The 15,995-nt window shown below is 45.6% G+C and carries 10 protein-coding genes; 2 read left to right on the top strand and 8 right to left on the bottom strand.

Translation table 11 applies throughout. From position 1 onward, the window contains the following. Positions 1 to 42 precede the first annotated feature (42 nt). The 4 genes from IDJ75_RS14545 to IDJ75_RS14530 all read right to left on the bottom strand — a co-directional run bounded on the left by IDJ75_RS14545 (position 43) and on the right by IDJ75_RS14530 (position 8,183). Positions 43 to 4,113, bottom strand: a complete 4,071-nt coding sequence (locus IDJ75_RS14545; RefSeq protein WP_191176357.1) for an FtsW/RodA/SpoVE family cell cycle protein — start codon at positions 4,111 to 4,113, stop codon at positions 43 to 45. Continuing rightward, positions 4,100 to 5,566: a PP2C family protein-serine/threonine phosphatase gene (locus IDJ75_RS14540; RefSeq protein ID WP_191176356.1), complete on the bottom strand. Its 1,467-nt coding sequence runs from the start codon at positions 5,564 to 5,566 to the stop codon at positions 4,100 to 4,102. Before IDJ75_RS14540 ends, IDJ75_RS14545 begins: the two co-directional genes overlap by 14 nt. Positions 5,567 to 5,804: 238 nt before the next feature. Beyond that, positions 5,805 to 6,749: a hypothetical protein gene (locus tag IDJ75_RS14535; protein ID WP_191176355.1), complete on the bottom strand. Its 945-nt coding sequence runs from the start codon at positions 6,747 to 6,749 to the stop codon at positions 5,805 to 5,807. Positions 6,750 to 6,809: 60 nt separating this feature from the next. Then, complete coding sequence (locus tag IDJ75_RS14530) at positions 6,810 to 8,183, bottom strand: serine/threonine protein kinase (protein WP_191176354.1); 1,374 nt, start codon at positions 8,181 to 8,183, stop codon at positions 6,810 to 6,812. A gap of 268 nt (positions 8,184 to 8,451) precedes the next feature. Between IDJ75_RS14530 and IDJ75_RS14525 the strand changes: the two genes are divergently transcribed. After that, entirely contained in the window at positions 8,452 to 9,957 is a 1,506-nt protein-coding gene (locus IDJ75_RS14525) for a tyrosinase family protein (RefSeq protein WP_191176353.1), read from the top strand. A 75-nt stretch (positions 9,958 to 10,032) separates the two neighbouring features. On the opposite strand, the gene IDJ75_RS14520 is transcribed toward IDJ75_RS14525, so the two are convergent. Further along, a complete protein-coding gene (locus tag IDJ75_RS14520; RefSeq protein ID WP_191176352.1) occupies positions 10,033 to 11,070 on the bottom strand; it encodes an LLM class flavin-dependent oxidoreductase in 1,038 nt (345 codons plus the stop codon). A gap of 371 nt (positions 11,071 to 11,441) precedes the next feature. Here IDJ75_RS14520 and IDJ75_RS14515 point away from each other — a divergent pair, with 371 nt between their 5' ends. Next, positions 11,442 to 12,902: a YitT family protein gene (locus IDJ75_RS14515; RefSeq protein WP_191176351.1), complete on the top strand. Its 1,461-nt coding sequence runs from the start codon at positions 11,442 to 11,444 to the stop codon at positions 12,900 to 12,902. A gap of 239 nt (positions 12,903 to 13,141) precedes the next feature. On the opposite strand, the gene IDJ75_RS14510 is transcribed toward IDJ75_RS14515, so the two are convergent. The 3 genes from IDJ75_RS14510 to IDJ75_RS14500 all read right to left on the bottom strand — a co-directional run bounded on the left by IDJ75_RS14510 (position 13,142) and on the right by IDJ75_RS14500 (position 15,963). Next, positions 13,142 to 14,188, bottom strand: coding sequence for a response regulator (locus IDJ75_RS14510; protein WP_191176350.1), 1,047 nt, complete (start codon positions 14,186 to 14,188; stop codon positions 13,142 to 13,144). A gap of 8 nt (positions 14,189 to 14,196) precedes the next feature. After that, on the bottom strand, positions 14,197 to 14,571 hold the full coding sequence (locus IDJ75_RS14505; RefSeq protein ID WP_191176349.1) for a response regulator: 375 nt from the start codon (positions 14,569 to 14,571) through the stop codon (positions 14,197 to 14,199). A 66-nt stretch (positions 14,572 to 14,637) separates the two neighbouring features. Then, positions 14,638 to 15,963 carry a sensor histidine kinase gene (locus IDJ75_RS14500; protein WP_191176348.1) on the bottom strand — a complete coding sequence of 442 codons (1,326 nt, stop codon included), beginning with the start codon at positions 15,961 to 15,963 and terminating at the stop codon, positions 14,638 to 14,640. Positions 15,964 to 15,995: the final 32 nt, after the last annotated feature.

The following is a 15,995-nucleotide window of genomic DNA, read 5'->3' as shown; positions in this document are numbered from 1 at the left end:
TTGAACCCTAAAATCAATTATATATTATGCTAAACCCGTGGGTTATTCACTTGTTTGCTCTTTGATGCTTTTAATATATCCTTTTTCTTTGAGGAATGGGATCACGTGCGTAGCTGCAAGCCTTACCGCATCAGATGAACCTTTTGTTGATTCTATTCTCACACAAACTACAATATTACCCGTACCGTTCTCTTTCGGCGCGAAGAACACGTACCACCCATCGTTTATCTGCTGCTTTTTCCAGATCCGTTCGGGCGTACCGGTTTTACCTGCTACCGCGAGGCCAAGTATCCACTCTTTTGGTGCGCTTTGCTCTATCATATACTGGCGAAGCAACGCGGCATATTGAGGGTCGTTTGTAAGCTTGGTGCCCGGCTTAACCTTAACGGTCGAATCATTCACTTTCAACACGTACCTATTTTGCAATATCGTGCCATGATTAGCTATAGCTGCAGCCATACGTGCTACCGAAGCAGGGGTAGCTATCAGCTCACCCTGCCCCCATGCCATGCCCGAGATACCCTTGGCCCTTGTTTTACGGATGTTGTTTGGGTTATACTTCGGCTTGGTGTTAAACTCTGTTTTTCGCCAAAGTTCCCGCCACTTTTCTTCCTGCGCAGCGTTCTCTTTATCGCGGCCATAATAGTAGCCGCCTACACCGTGCAAAAACATCCCGGTTTTCATATAAACGGTGGCCATTTGCTCCTGCAGATGCTCCTCGTTAGCCAGTTTAATGAAATACACGTTATTTGATTTAGCAACGGCACGTTCCAAAGTTATTACCCCTGTTTCATCAGGCTCCAAACCTTTGGTACGGATGCGTTCATAGCTTTCAACATTAAACTTACGGTCAGCCGCAGCCAGCCCCAGTTTATTAAACGATGCGATAGACGTTGCCAGCTTGGCGGTTGAACCGGGCTGTGTTGCCAGGGTAAAGCCAAGGTCCTGCGTGGTTGTCCAGGTATCTAACTGGTTTTGCTCGGCATAGCTCATGGTCAGCTTTTCCCAATCGTGTACGGGCGGCAGCGGGTAAACGGCCGAAGTAAGCACATCGCCGGTATTTGATTCCATCACCACTACAGATACCCGGTTATCCAGCAAAGAGGTATCCTGCGCTATCGAGTTTTGGATGCTGGTTTGCAGGGCCGCGTCCATGGTCAGTTTAATATCACGGTTTCGCTTTTTAAAGGCATCTACTTCGGCACTGTTAATGCCTGCCAAAAGCAGTGGGGCAATGGCGCTGTAATCGCGCTTAACTACCGTCATTTCTTTTACACCACGGGCCAGAAACCTGTCCTCGCGGTAACGGTTAGCAGTAACGTTATATTTTTCGGTCGGCATTTTAAAACCGCGCAGTTCGGCTGCATGCTCGTACTCGGCAAAATAACCATTCGGGCTACCGTTGAATACCCCGGTATTGGCATCGCCCGTCCAAAAGAACATCTGCTCATCAAAAGGATAATACCTGTCCAGACGCTTATGCATGGCCGAATCTATATTATACCCAATAGCTCCCGCCTGCACCAGTTTGCGGTGCTGTTGCACCACCAGTTCGGGTTTGCTGGTAGCCAGCAGTACGCCGTCGCGGTCGTAAATATTACCGGCTTCTAATCGGTTCATCAATATAGCAATGCGTGGGTTATAGCTAAACATACGCGCGCCGCTTTTATCGGCCACCAGCGCAGGTTTCACAACCCACTTTTTATTATCGAACGAATAACGCGATACATTTACCGAGAGCAACACGATACCCGCAACAGCGCCTATTAAAGCAGGCACCAGGTTTTTATCCTGCTGGCGCGATATATAATTCATTTGCACCGGCGTACCCCGCACCAATGATGCCGATAGCAAGAACCCGGATGCCAGTAAATTAGCTACCAATGACGAGCCGCCGTAGCTCTGGAATGGTAACGATACGCCTGACAACGGCAATGCCCCGGTAGAACCGCCCGCTATCAGCATAAATTGGACGAATGTGGAGACACCTATCCCCGCGCACAGGTAAAATAGGAACGGTGTACCCGTTCGCCGGCCAATGATGATGGAGCGATGCAGGTAAAGCAGGAACAGGATGAAAATACAGGTGATCCCTGTCCACCCGAGCTCCTCGCCCATAGATGGTAATATCATATCGGTATGCGCCTCGGGTATGGTTTTAGCAAAGCCTTCGCCCACGCCCTGGCCGCTTACGCCGCCGCTGCCCATGGCCCAAAGGCCGTTGGCAACATGGTCGCCGCCGTAAACCTCGTTATTCCAGGCGTCCTGCCAAATGGCTTTACGGTCCACAAGTCGTTGTACAGGGCCGGGGAACAGTTTGCCTAAGTATGGGATCTGGTCGATAGTTAAAAATGCCGCCATGATAATGAGCACCATCATAGCCGATTCGCTAAGTGATTTACGCTTGAACGCCATAAATAACGCCGCGATAGCCGCTGTTATCAATGCCGAAAGCCAAACATTCTTAACCACCCAAGATACGATGACATACAGCACCATCGCCCCTGCCATAAACATAAAATCGCCACGGGAGAAGGAGAATAGCACAATGAAGGTAAAACACACCACCATGGCCGGACCAAGATCGCCCAGTAACAGGAACAATAACAGGGTTACCAATATGGCTATTAAAGCGAATGAAAAGAACTGCCAGCGTTTGTTCCAGCTACTGTATTCACTGATGAGTTTCTCGTTAGCGGCAAAAAATCCCGCCAGGAAAAGGATGATCAAGTATTTTACGATCTCGCTGGGTTGAAAGCCGAACAGGTTTACCTTAACACCGCTACCCTCGGGGCCGGTACCAAACTTAATGGTCATGGCCAGCAGTGTGGCTGCCAGTACTACCCATGGCCAGCCGTTTGCCGCGTTGCGGTTATGCTTAAACACCAGCATACGGTAGATCCATGAGTCGGGCGTAAACCTTCGCAGTTTAAATTGTAGCATCACCAGCATAGCCACCAGGCCAATGCCGAGATACACCAGCATATCTTTGGCTAAAAACCTATCACGCAGAGGTTCTTGCAAACTTAAAAGCGTTAGGAATGATAAACCCGCGAGAATCATTACCACAGGTAATATTAACTGATCCGCTGTGCTAAATTTCCACGACAGGATAATGTGCACCAGCAAAAAAGCAGCAATAAAACTACCCGATATGATCAGGAACCATTTATTAAACTCGACCGGTGTACGGATAATGAGCGACTTCTCCTTTTTGAGGATATTAAAATCTTTAGTAGAAAAAAGCCTGATGGTATGCGGTTGTTGGGTAAACTTAAAGCTGGCATCATCATCCAGGCTTTGGATGCCTTGCGATGTACCAAACTGGTAACCGGGTTGTAATGGCAATACTTTAAATGCTTTGCCTTCGGGCAGGTTTTTAAAGCCGGCAATGCCTTGCTCATTGGTGCGGGCATAGGCAGTTAAGCTTTGCAGGTGCTTTTTACCGGCACTATCCGGCGTAAATATCTTTTTAAAGCCGTTACCGTTTTCGGTTATCAGCTTAACGTCTTCAATTTCCTCATCATTGTAAATACTATCCTGCGGCAGTATCATTTCCAACTTCACTAAAACGCCGGGTACGGGTTGTTTTTTATTGACAATGCTTACACTAATATTTTGTTCGCCAAGGGCCAGATCGGTTTCCTGCGGCACTTTAACGGGGTTGGTTTTTTCGCTTACAAACAGCAACGAATCCTCGCCGGTATAGCCCAGCAATGATCGCGAAGCTTCTACCCTGCTTTTAAACGATTTGCCGCCCTTTATAAAAGCATCATCTGCGCCAATAAAGTATTTGCGTTTGTTAAGCTCGCCAATGTTATCAACCCGCGTAGTACCAGCCGATGCATTGGCAACGGTTGTGGTTATCAGGTCAATGTCGCGCTTGTCCTCAAAATAATACCCTTTGGTGAGCAGTTTTTTTAATTGCTCTGCCGGGTCGGGCGCGTTGAGGTTGATCATGGTGCCATCTGCCAGGCGCTTGTCAACATCAGCAAAACGGGTTTGCAAAACCGTGTGCAACCTGAAGAACAAAAACACGAACAGAACGCTTACCAGCAGCAAAAAGATGCGTTCCTTCCAACGGCTTACCGTTTGTATTTTATCGGGCTCCATTCGGTTTAACAGGGGTTTGGGGTTTAGCGGTTTGTGGATTTACTTTAGTTGCCGGGAAATCAGCATTCACAGGCTTGCTGTCAGGCAGGTCATACTTGCGCTGAACAGGCAATTTGCAATTAATAAACTGCGTGTTTTTTAAAAACAAACCGGTATTACCCAAGTCAATACCTGTGCTAAAATCTTTAAATTTTAAATTATCCAACACCACAATCTTACTATCTGTAGCTATAGATAAGGCGGGGCCTTTATAAGCTGTGTCGCGTTGCAAAGTGATGTTACCTTTCACCCGTACGTATAGGGTATCCTGATCTATATGTAGCGTATCGGTAATAATAATAGGCTGTTTAAACGAAGTATCAGACAGTACAAGCGTATCGCCTTTAAAAGCATCAATGGCGTCCTGTAATTTTACCTCATCGGTATTACGCATCTTTTGTACCACCGGGACTGCTTGCCCAAGCGGCGTAACTTTTTTTTGATTGGTAAGGAATAACCAAATAGTTGATGCCAGGAACACCAGGCACAAAAAGCCCAGGATAAGCGTTAAACCACTATTCTTGTTTTGGCCCATAGGTGCTTTATGTTTAAGTTCGGGTTCGGTGTTTTGTTGTTTAGGGCGCACCGGCGTAATCCCATCATCCGTTTCATTATTCCTTTTAATGGGCGGGGATGCGGGCATAGTAGCCTGCGGCCTTTGCTGTGTTTTATCATTTTCTACCAGTACCACAGTCACATTATCGCGGCCGCCATTGGCATTTGCAGTATCTATCAGCTGTGCTGCCTTATCCTGTAAAGAAGTGTTTTGGGTGATGATATCTAATATCCCGTTCTTATCTACCAGGTCGGTTAAGCCATCGCTGCAAATCAGCAGCATATCGCCCGGTAAAAACGGCGATTGCCCGGTTTCAATAAAACTCTCATCGGTATCTATCTGGCTGGTAAAACCAAGGGCCTTGTTTATTTCGTTACGTTTAGGGTGGTTCATGGCGGCATCTTCGGTAAGCCTGCCGCTATCCTCTAAAAAGCCTACGAAGGAGTGGTCTTTAGAGATCTTTACTAACGAGGTATCGCGCAGCAAATACAAACGGGTATCGCCTACATGCGCGTAAAAAAACTGGTTGTTATCCAAGTCAACCAACGCCATGGTAGCCACGCAGGCCATGCTTTCCAGTTCTTTATCTTCCAGTTTCCTGTCAGAGATCTGCTTACTGGCCAGCTTAAAGGCATCTATCATCCCGGGGATGATCTCGCCCTGTAAGCCGCTCAATCTATCAATAATTACCGTTTTCGCTATATCGGCAGCCACCTCACCGCCGTTATAACCACCAACCCCATCAATTACGGCCGCCAGCACCATGCGGTTGCCCATTACCTTTTGGGTAATAAAGGTATCCTCGTTATTGGTACGTACCCTGCCTGTGTCGGTTAATCCAAAATAATTTTCAGCCATTGCGTTTACCTGAGTTTTTAATATCAGCAAAATGGGTCACCAACAGGAAAAACCCAATTACCAATAAGCCTATGGATAATATTTGCGACATAATTAATATGGCTTTATATTTAAAATTTATTATTTAACCGCAGAGGGCACGAAGAAAGAAACACAAAGGTCAATGAGGCTTGTTTGATCATTAAACCTTTTGCTTAACTGTTTGCGTATCTCTGTCCGTTCTGCGGTTAAAAATCACTTATGCTTTAAAAAGGTTTAAACCGATAATACCGTTCAGCAACATGCGCGAGTTTACCGGCAGCTCTACCCATTGCGGCGAGTTTACATCGCTGCGGGCTATGGTCACTTCATTCAGTGTTGTTATTTCACCAAATGATGCCAGGTAAAACTTACCATCGGCCTTGTTATACTTTATTTGCAGGTGCGGCGCGTTCACCCAATCGCTCGGTATGGTGAAGATGTTTGAGTCGTCGCGGGTTTCTTCAAGCCCCGATACAATGATCTCTTCGTCCTTCATCAAATACTCCACCTTTTTACCGGCAAACTGCTGGTCGGGGATGATGGTTTCCAGTCGCGCAACTGTGCTCTGTATTTTGGCGGCCTTTTGTTCTTCAGGTTCAAGCTCCTGCTCATACGGGATCTCGAAATATCCCTCGCTATAATACGTAAAGCCTTTTAACGCTTCCTGGCTTACATCAAAGGTTTGGGCTATACCTGTTTGCCGCGGGATGAAAGTTACCCTAAGATTTTGCTCCTTCTGGTTATTATCGGGCAGCAGTTTGCCGATAAATCCTTTATCGCCACGGGCATAATCAGGGTGCGATACCAGCCTGAACACCCATTTGGAACCGGATGGTTTTACGGTTTTACCGGCCGCGCGGTATTCTTTCAGGATCTCATAAAACTTGGTTACCGTTTCCTGCACAATAAGGCCAAAGATGCCTTGTTTATCGGCAACAAATTCCTTGTAATCGTCGGCATTAAAGCTAATGATGAATTCGTGGTAGAACACAACCCGGTCGGCAAATGAAAGGTCTTTGATCGAGTCGCGGAATTTTTCTACAATATAACTATAAACCGTATCGGGCGTAAGAGCTTTAGCCTTTGCCTTCTCAGTACTTTCGTTGATTAAAAACCAATCCTGTATGCCTATACGCTGCCAAAAATTTGGTGTTGAAGCCATTTAAAAAATTTCTAAATCCTAATTTCTAAATTCTAAATCCGCCTCCGGCAATTATCCGGATTACTGCTGGTTACCTGTTGTATCCGGTTCTGTTTTAGTAGTATCGGGTGCCGGTTTTTGCGGTATCACTACCGGCTTTTTAACTACGGTATCTTGCTTTAAGGGGATTGAATCCTCCTTGGCGTTATCCGCCGGGAACCTCGATCCATAATCGGGTACACCTGTACTTGTATCCGCTTTAGTACGTAACGAATCCTGTTTTACCGGGTTTGGATTGCCTTCCTTTTTCAGGAACGTTGCATAAACCGAAAACCCCATAAAAAGCACCAGTAATACCATCACCGTATAATAATATGGTTTTGATAATGATATCCGCGCCCCATCCTCAACTGGCTCTGCAGCCACATGCTGTTTAACAATTGGCGCGCCCGATTGTTGGTACTGAAGCAATTGGTTGTGCAAGCGTTCGTTCTCGCTGCGCAGGGCGGCGTTACTAAGGCCGCCTGCAATATCAAAACTATCTGATCCGCTGAGACTGCCGGTTACAATAGCATCATGCAGTTGCGTACCGTTGCTAAACCTTTTTGCGGGGTCCTTTTCCAGGCATTTCTCTACCAGTTTAAGCAGCCATTGCGGTAGCTGCATTTCGCGGCCTTTCTTTTCCTGGTCCCAGGTATCTGGCAACGAGTTTCTGCGCGCGTTGAGCAAGTCGGGCACCCGAGATTCGATATGTGCCAGCATCACCGCGTTACGCCCGGCATCGCCGCCGCCATGCAGCGGGAAGGGCACTTCGCCGGTCAATAATTCATACAGAATTATGCCGTAGCTATAAATATCGGTTTCCAGCAGCATCTTGCCCTCATGTTGCTCGGGTGCCATAAATTCAATAGCTCCCGCATGGCGGATACTGGTACGGCGCTGCTCCTCGCTCATGATGGCCAGGCCAAAATCAAGCAGTACATAGTTGCCTGTATGGATATTATATTTTACATTATTACTTTTCACGTCGCCATGCTTTACCCCCACCTTATGGCAATGCGCCAGGGCGCTGGCCAACTGATCGGCCACGCGGATAACCTCAGTAAGCATAAAGATCTTTTCATGGGGCGGTTTAAGCAATTCGCAAAGGTCGGGGCCTTCAATATATTCCATCTCAATGTATGGGAACGAGCCACTATCGGTAATGCCCGAACTCAGGATCTTTACTACATTAGGGTTTGGCTGCTCGTTAACTTTCTGGAGCTTGGTTACCTCGTTACGGAAGTTACGGAAGTTCTTATCGTCCTCACTTTCGGTGTGTATGGGTGTAGGTAGCAACTTGATGGCCGTTAAAACAGGCCCCATACGACGGCCCTTATAAACCGAGCCCTGGCCCCCGGTGCTCATCGCCCCTAAGTTTTCAAGTCCCTCTGTTATTGTAAATACTTTACTCATTTATTGTTTAAAAACATTGCCCGATAAGGCAGGCAAAAGGTATGATGTTAAATACAGTGTAAATTACATTTAATACGCCTGTTTGTTGTATGCAATTTGCAAATTTTATACATACAACGTTAAAACGTACTATTACTTCATTAAGTGCGGTTTGTAGGTTTTAACATTTTCACTTATTAATAGCTATTCGCAAAAAAGCTATTTACACCCTTTCGGGAGCGCTTTACCATACCGTATATTTATATCACCTAACCTTAAACACATCACAATGAACAAACCACTAAAATGGGGAGCTATTTTATTTGTTGCAACCCTGAGCGCCTGCGGCGGAAATCAAAGCGGCAATACTGAAAAAGCACTACAGGGCACACAACAAGTACGTTATCTACGTAAAAGTCTTTACTCTCCAAAAGCTGAAAAAGACATGGCTGACCTGAAAAAAGCCCTGGGCATTATGCGCGCCATGGATTGCGACAGCACCAGCAGCTGGTATTACCAGGGGGCTATCCATTGGGTGCCTGATACTATCCCCAACAACCCTTTTTGCGCCAGCTATCATTACCCAAAAGACCTGAAAGAGGCCTGGGATAACTGCACGCATACCAAATCAAAAAAAGAGGTGATCCACTTTTTGGTATGGCACAGGCTGTATATTTATCATTTTGAAAAGATAGTACGCAAACTATCCGGCGACCCAAATTTTAGTTTACCTTACTGGGGCTATACCGATACCGTGAACGCGCAGCAAAGCCGCACCATGCCGGCTATTTACAGAGATACCAAATCGAGCCTGTATGAAAAAGCCCGCTTGGACAGCCTGAACAACGGCGCCCCCTTACACGGCGAAATATTGGAATTTATTGATCTAAAAAACCTGTTTGATAACACCACCTACGCGGGTTTTAATAAAAATATGAACGCGGCACCTCACGGGGCCATGCACGATTATATTGGCTATGGTAATAGCGAGGCCGGCAAAGGCATGTTTAACTCCATTAAGCAAAAATTTGACAAAGGCGGCGGTTTGATGCAGGATGTAAAAACCGCTGCATACGACCCTATCTTTTGGGTGCACCACGCCAACATAGACCGGGTTTGGCAAAAATGGACCAACACCAATAACGGACAGGAAGTTACCCTTGCAGAGTTAAAATCTGTACCGTGGCCGTATATTTTCTTTGATGAGAACGGCAAAAAGGTGCAATACACCATGGAGGAGGTTATGAAGATACTATACACTATGGATTATGATTACGACGACACCCCTGTGCAAGGCAAACCTGCCAACGTGCTAAAAGCAGCTCCGCTACAGCTACAGGCTAAAAACGCACTGGCCTCGCAGTCACCAAATGTAGTAGTGAATAAGGGGGTTACCAATTTTACGGTAGCCAACAATACAGCTAAAACCAATTTATTAAAAAGCAATGCTAACCAAAAGGTATTTATGAACGTTACAGTATCATACACCAAAGCGCCAAAAGGTGGTTACGAGGTGTTTTTGAACCTGCCAAAAGGCGCTGTGGCTAATTCAAAAAGCGATTACTTCAGCGGTTTTATGACCTTTTTCGGCGCCGACCATCACTCGGGTATGGAGGATATGAAAATGGAAGGAATGCCCACTAAAATGCAGGAAACATTCACTTTTGAAATATCAAAGGAGTTTAACCTCTCTAAAGCGGGTGGCCAACCCAACTTTAACATCTCCATCAAAAAATATGGTGGTGCACCGCAGGAAGAGTTGAAAGTAGAGAACGTATCTATTATTGTTCAATAAAGGCACATCATAATTAACAAGAAAGGCCGCGATATCACTATCGCAGCCTTTTCTTGCTTAAAACACAAAAATATTTTATAGTTCGATATTCAGCGGGGCGTAGTTGGTATTACGGATCACATCGGCAAATACCTTGTAAGAGTACATACGCGATTGATGGTCGAAAATATGCGAAGTGGCCATTACTTCATCAATACCGGTTTCATCCACAAATGAGGTTAACTCCGCCCTGATCTTCTCCGGCCCGCCGATGAACGAATAAGCCAGCATTTGCATTACGGCTTCTTCCTCAAACACGTTCCATACACTGTCCATACTTTTAACCGGGGGTGGCAGCAATTGCCTTTTACCGGTTACCACACCCATAAAAAATTGTTTTACAGATGTGGCCAGGTACTCGGCTTCGCCGTCGGTATCTGCAGCAACCACATTTACACAGGCCATAACGTATGGCTTTTGCAGGTATTCGGAAGGCTTAAAATTGTCGCGGTAAATTTTAATAGCCTCCATAAAATACGTTGGTGCAAAATGGCTGGCAAAAGCGTACGGTAAACCCATAGCCGCTGCAACTTTGGCGCTATCGGTACTTGAACCCAGCACCCATATCGGGATTTCCAACCCCTCACCAGGGATAGCCCTTACCTTACTTGTTGCATTATCTGCCGAAAAGTAGGTTTGCAGCCGCACAATATCCCTCGGGAAGTTATGTGCCGCGTTAAAATTTTCGCCACGGATGGCAAGGGCGGTCATTTGGTCGGTACCCGGCGCACGGCCAAGGCCAAGATCAATCCTGCCCGGATAAAGCGATGCAAGCGTGCCAAACTGCTCGGCCACAATAAGCGGCGCATGGTTTGGCAGCATAATACCACCCGAGCCTACCCTTATTTTTGAAGTACCACCGGCAATATAACCTATTAATACTGATGTTGCAGAACTGGCCACATTCATCATATTATGATGCTCGGCAAACCAATAACGTGTGTAGCCAATTTTTTCGGCAAGTTGCGCCACTTCCATGCTTTTTTTGAAGCTGTCGGCCGGGTTGCTACCCTCTACAACGGTGGCGAGGTCCAATACGGAATACTTTATATCTGATAATTTCTTTGCGCTCATAGTCTTCTTCTGTCAGATGGATTAACATCTTATTTTAGCAGATGTTATTCAAAATTAATGCTAAATAGCCCCTATTGCAGCTGCAACTATATTATATGACGTTGCAGTCACATTAATCAGGGAATGGTGACAAAAGGCAGGCAGGCAATGTTAAGGCTATCGGTCATTTACTCACCCCGACTGCGTTTCGCTGGTCGCCCCTCTCTGGTACGCAAAGAGGGTGAAGAAATTATCAAACCTCTTTTCCGCGCAGCGAAGAGAGGGTCGTCAAACGAAGCAGCGACCAGGTGAGTAAACTAACGAAGCTAAAAGAACCTTGGTAACTATCCCCTCAAATTAATATCTTAGCGCAACAGAATTGGTTTAGGATTATGGTAGATAGCCCCGAGGGTATATATATATTAAACAGGTTGCGTACCGAACTGCCCACGCAGTTTCATTACCATAATGCCGACCATACCCTTGATGTTTATCAATCAGCTGCTGCCATTGCTAAGCAAGAGAACTTAAACGAAGCGGATACCAAACTGCTGCTGCTTGCTGCCCTTTACCACGATTGTGGTTACCTGTTAGGCAACCACGACCACGAGCTATCATCCTGCAAAATAACCCGGGAAGCTTTACCAAAATTTGGTTATAATGAGGAGGATATTGAAAAGATCTGCATGCTAATTATGGCAACACAGCTGCCACAGCAACCTGCTAATCTTTTGGAACAAATTATTTGTGACGCCGACCTTGATTACCTTGGCCGTACCGATTTTTTAACTACCGGCAATAAACTCTATCGCGAAATGCTGGCCTTTGGCAACATCAGCAACATAGAGGAATGGGATAAGTTGCAAACCACGTTTTTGCAAAACCACCGGTACTTTACAGCCTCATCTTTAAAAAACAGGCAGCCAAAACAACAAGAAAATTTAAGAACTTTACATACTAAAACTTCTATTGCCGAAATGAGTACAGCGCCTACTGCACGATCAATAATAACAGACACTATTTATACCATAGCGGGAATTTTGTTTTGCGGGTTTGCCTTAAAAAGTTTCCTGATACCCAATGGCTTTTTTGATGGCGGGGTTACGGGGATCTCCCTGCTAATACACGAGCTTTACCATTTTAATATTGCTTACGTAATTATCCTGGCAAACATTCCATTTGTTATTATGGGGGCCTTACAGGTAAACAAAACCTTTGCTTTGCGTACAATGCTGGCTATAATCGGGCTGGCCCTTTGCCTGCTTTACCTGCCTTATCCCGACAAAATAACATCCGATAAGCTGCTTGTGTGCATATTTGGCGGTGTGTTTATGGGTACGGGTATTGGCTTGGCCATACGCGGCGGCTGCGCACTTGATGGTATAGAGGTGCTGGCGCTATACACCGGTAAGCGCATTAGTTTTACCATAAGCGAGATCATACTGGGTATTAACGTTGTTATTTTCCTGATAGCTGCTTTAGAGGTAAGTTTTGTTACATCCCTTTACTCTATCATTACTTATTACACAGCTTCGAGGATGATCAACTTTGTGATTGAAGGCCTGGAAGAATATACCGGCGTTACCATTATATCCGGCCAAAACGTTGCGATAAAAGAAATGCTGGTAAAACAACTTGGCCGTGGTATTACTGTTTATAAAGGCGAGCGTGGCTTTTTAAAAGAAAGTTTTGATGTACATCACCCTGTTGATATTGTATTTACTGTAGTTACCCGTTTAGAACTTAGGCGCCTGAAAAATATGGTACATGAGATAGACCCGAAGGCGTTCATTTTCACCAGCATTATTAAAGAAGCCGCGGGAGGAGTGCTGAAGCGCAGGGCAAGGCACTAACAGGGAATAAATCTAATGTAGAGACGCGATACCTCGCGTCCCAATACTGGTCTAAGTTTTCAACTTAGACCTAAAACATGGCAAGCTTTCAGCTTGCGAAATAAAACAAATAAATGAGCCGAAATTTATTAACAGAATAAGGCTGTTAAGCTGAAAGCTTAACTCATTTTAGGTATAAGTTGAAAACTTATACCAGTAACAGACGCGAAGTATCTTCTATTATCTTAAACCCGCTCCCGCTACTCTATAACCTCGTAAGTATTTACCGGCTTAAGCTTATTTTTCAGCGTAAATTCGCCATTAGGTTTGCACCGGAACGATTCTTTGGCTTTGTGGAATACATCCTCTGTAATGATGATCTGCCCGGCGGTGGCTATGCCCTGCAGGCGCTGCGCCAAATTCACCGAATCGCCAATAACAGTATAGTCCAGGCGTTTTAGGGAGGCCGAGCCGATATTGCCCGACACCATCTCGCCCGAATTGATCCCTACCGAAATATTGGGTTTAAATTTTTTGCCGTTGCCTGCGTCAATTTCCGGCTCGTCGCTAAGGTGTGCTTTTACGGCCAGGGCTGCATCTATCGCCCTATCCAAATGAAACTCTCCCCGGAACACCGCCATGATAGCATCGCCCATAAACTTATCTACATGGCCGCCCTGGGCAATAATTTCTTTTACAATTTTATCAAACAGGCCGTTAAGCAGGTTAACAACCGTATTGGCAGGTATATGCTCTGTAATGGCTGTAAAGCCGCAAACATCAACAAACATCACGGTAGCTTCCAGCAGTTCGTTCTTCATCAGGCTGCCTTCAAACTCCTTGTGTGTCATAAAATTCAGCACATTCTCGTCCACGTACATTTTCAGGATGTTGTTCTCTTTAATAGCCTTTAGGGTTTCCTGCAATTGCCTTACGTAGGTAATTGTACGTTGCATGGTAATGTCAAGATCGTCAAAGTCAACCGGTTTCATCACAAAATCAAACGCGCCGCGGTTCATGGCGGTACGGATGTTCTGCATATCGCCATAGGCCGATACCACTACCGCCTTAAGTGTGGGGTTGGCCTCTGGTAAATGAGTAAGCAGGGTAAGGCCGTCCATTACGGGCATGTTTATGTCCGACAGGATGATATCCAGATCGGGGTTCTCTTTGATGCGTGCCAAAGCTTCTTCCCCGTTCTGCGCAAAAATAAACTCGTACTCGTTCTCCCTGATCTTGCGGCGGAACTTTTGTTTTACCAGTATCTCCAGATCAGCTTCGTCATCCACTACCAGTATCTTAGCCATTTTGTGTGCTATAAAGTTTTAAGTTTTTCTTTCAGTAAGTTAAAATCAAGCGGTTTGGTCAAAAAGTCATCAGCGCCTTTATCCATAGCCTGCTTGTAGTTTTCTTCATCGCCATAGGCGGTTATCATCATTACCACGGGCGGCGGCGGGGTTGGGAAATCCTCCCGGATGTGCGTAAGCAGCTCAATCCCGCTCATGCCCGGCATGTTAATATCAGATAGGATCAGCACCACTTCCGAATGCTTATCTTTCAGATAATTCAATGCTTCCTCACCCGATTGCGCAAAGTCGAACTCTACTTCGTGGCTCTTGATCTCTTTGCGAAACCGCTGTAAAAATAGCGGCTGAACGTCTTCTTCGTCGTCTACGACTAGTATTTTCATATAGGGCTTAAAGATATATAATTCAAATTTACGCGTTGCAATAATTTATAAACAGGGTAAACCAGCTTATGAGGCAACGGGCAGGGTAACAACAAACTCAGAGCCTTCGCCTTCTTTACTATTGATGTTGATATGGCCTTTATGTGCTTTCACAATAATATCATAGCTAAGCGATAAGCCAAGGCCGGTACCCTCGCCTGCCGGTTTGGTAGTGAAGAACGGCTGCATAATTTTATCCTTAATAGCATCAGGAATACCGCTGCCATTGTCTTTTACAATGATCTCTACATCGCTGCCTTTTGGCGTTTTTATAGTACGGGTTGATACCTCAACACGGGGTTTAAAATCGCCCCCAATTGTTTTTTGCTTTTGATGCACCGCGTAAAACGCATTAGTGAACATGTTAAGCAACACGCGGCCAACATCCTGCGATACGATATTGATAGATGGCAGATCCGGGTCAAAATTAGTCACCAGGTCAGCGTTGAATGATTTATCCTTGGCGCGCAAACCATGATAAGCCAGGCGGAAATACTCATCGGCAATGGTGTTCAGGTTTGTGGGTTCCTTAACATTACTGCTGGCGCGGCTATGCTGTAGCATACCTTTTACAATACCATCGGCACGTTTGCCGTGGTGGCGTATCTTTTCCAGGTTTTGTTTAATATCGTTAGCAATAGCGGTAGCCTCTTCCATATCGCCTTTGGCCATCTCTTCCTCCATCTCCTCAATCAGCTCCATGCTCACTTCAGAGAAATTGTTTACAAAGTTTAAAGGGTTTTGTATTTCGTGTGCTATACCGGCAGTAAGCTCCCCTAACGATGCCAGCTTTTCCTGCTGTATCAACTGGGCCTGGGTAGCCTGTAGTTCTTTTACAGTTTCCTGTAATTCGTTACGCTGCTTGGTTATTTCTGCAGTGCGCTGGGCAACCAGCAGTTCCAGCTCGTCCTTACGCTCGCTGATGCGCTTGAGTTCGCTTTGTTGTTTTTTGGAGGTGGCAACACGCAGAAAGATCCAGCCGAAAGCGGCTAATTGCGCGGCCTGGAAATAATCATCATATTTTTTATAAAACTTTATGCTGATGAGCGCTACTATATTAGAGAGTATGGCCGCCGCTATAATTGGATAATGTGCATTGATCAATACATGGAAACGCTTAAAATCGGGTTCGCGCTTTAAAAACTCCACTACTCCCAACAGCAGCAATGCAATTATTAATCCTTCTATTTCATCGTTGGGCAGCAAATCATCCAGCAAAAAAGCTATCCCAATGGTAGATAGGGCTATCCCATATAGCGGTGCGTTCCATTTTGCGGTTATGGGTGATAGTTTTATGGCCCTGCGCAAGCGAATTGCAAGTAAAAACAGCGCAGCATAGGTAAAAAAGGTCATGCCTCGATAAAGTTTAAAGTTTAAAAACTAAG

The organism is Mucilaginibacter rigui, assembly GCF_014773275.1.
GTDB classification, from domain to species: Bacteria; Bacteroidota; Bacteroidia; order Sphingobacteriales; family Sphingobacteriaceae; genus Mucilaginibacter; species Mucilaginibacter rigui_A.
The sequence above is the reverse complement of the archived record's forward strand: the minus strand, read 5'-3'. Positions and strand labels throughout refer to the sequence as shown.

Coding starts and splice junctions, on each gene's coding strand:
- IDJ75_RS14540 (WP_191176356.1), bottom strand. CDS start 5,566: ATGGCTGAAAATTATTTTGGATTAACCGACACAGGCAGGGTACGTACC.
- IDJ75_RS14510 (WP_191176350.1), bottom strand. CDS start 14,188: ATGGCTAAGATACTGGTAGTGGATGACGAAGCTGATCTGGAGATACTG.
- IDJ75_RS14525 (WP_191176353.1), top strand. CDS start 8,452: ATGAACAAACCACTAAAATGGGGAGCTATTTTATTTGTTGCAACCCTG.
- IDJ75_RS14520 (WP_191176352.1), bottom strand. CDS start 11,070: ATGAGCGCAAAGAAATTATCAGATATAAAGTATTCCGTATTGGACCTC.
- IDJ75_RS14500 (WP_191176348.1), bottom strand. CDS start 15,963: ATGACCTTTTTTACCTATGCTGCGCTGTTTTTACTTGCAATTCGCTTG.
- IDJ75_RS14515 (WP_191176351.1), top strand. CDS start 11,442: ATGGTAGATAGCCCCGAGGGTATATATATATTAAACAGGTTGCGTACC.
- IDJ75_RS14505 (WP_191176349.1), bottom strand. CDS start 14,571: ATGAAAATACTAGTCGTAGACGACGAAGAAGACGTTCAGCCGCTATTT.
- IDJ75_RS14530 (WP_191176354.1), bottom strand. CDS start 8,183: ATGAGTAAAGTATTTACAATAACAGAGGGACTTGAAAACTTAGGGGCG.
- IDJ75_RS14545 (WP_191176357.1), bottom strand. CDS start 4,113: ATGGAGCCCGATAAAATACAAACGGTAAGCCGTTGGAAGGAACGCATC.
- IDJ75_RS14535 (WP_191176355.1), bottom strand. CDS start 6,749: ATGGCTTCAACACCAAATTTTTGGCAGCGTATAGGCATACAGGATTGG.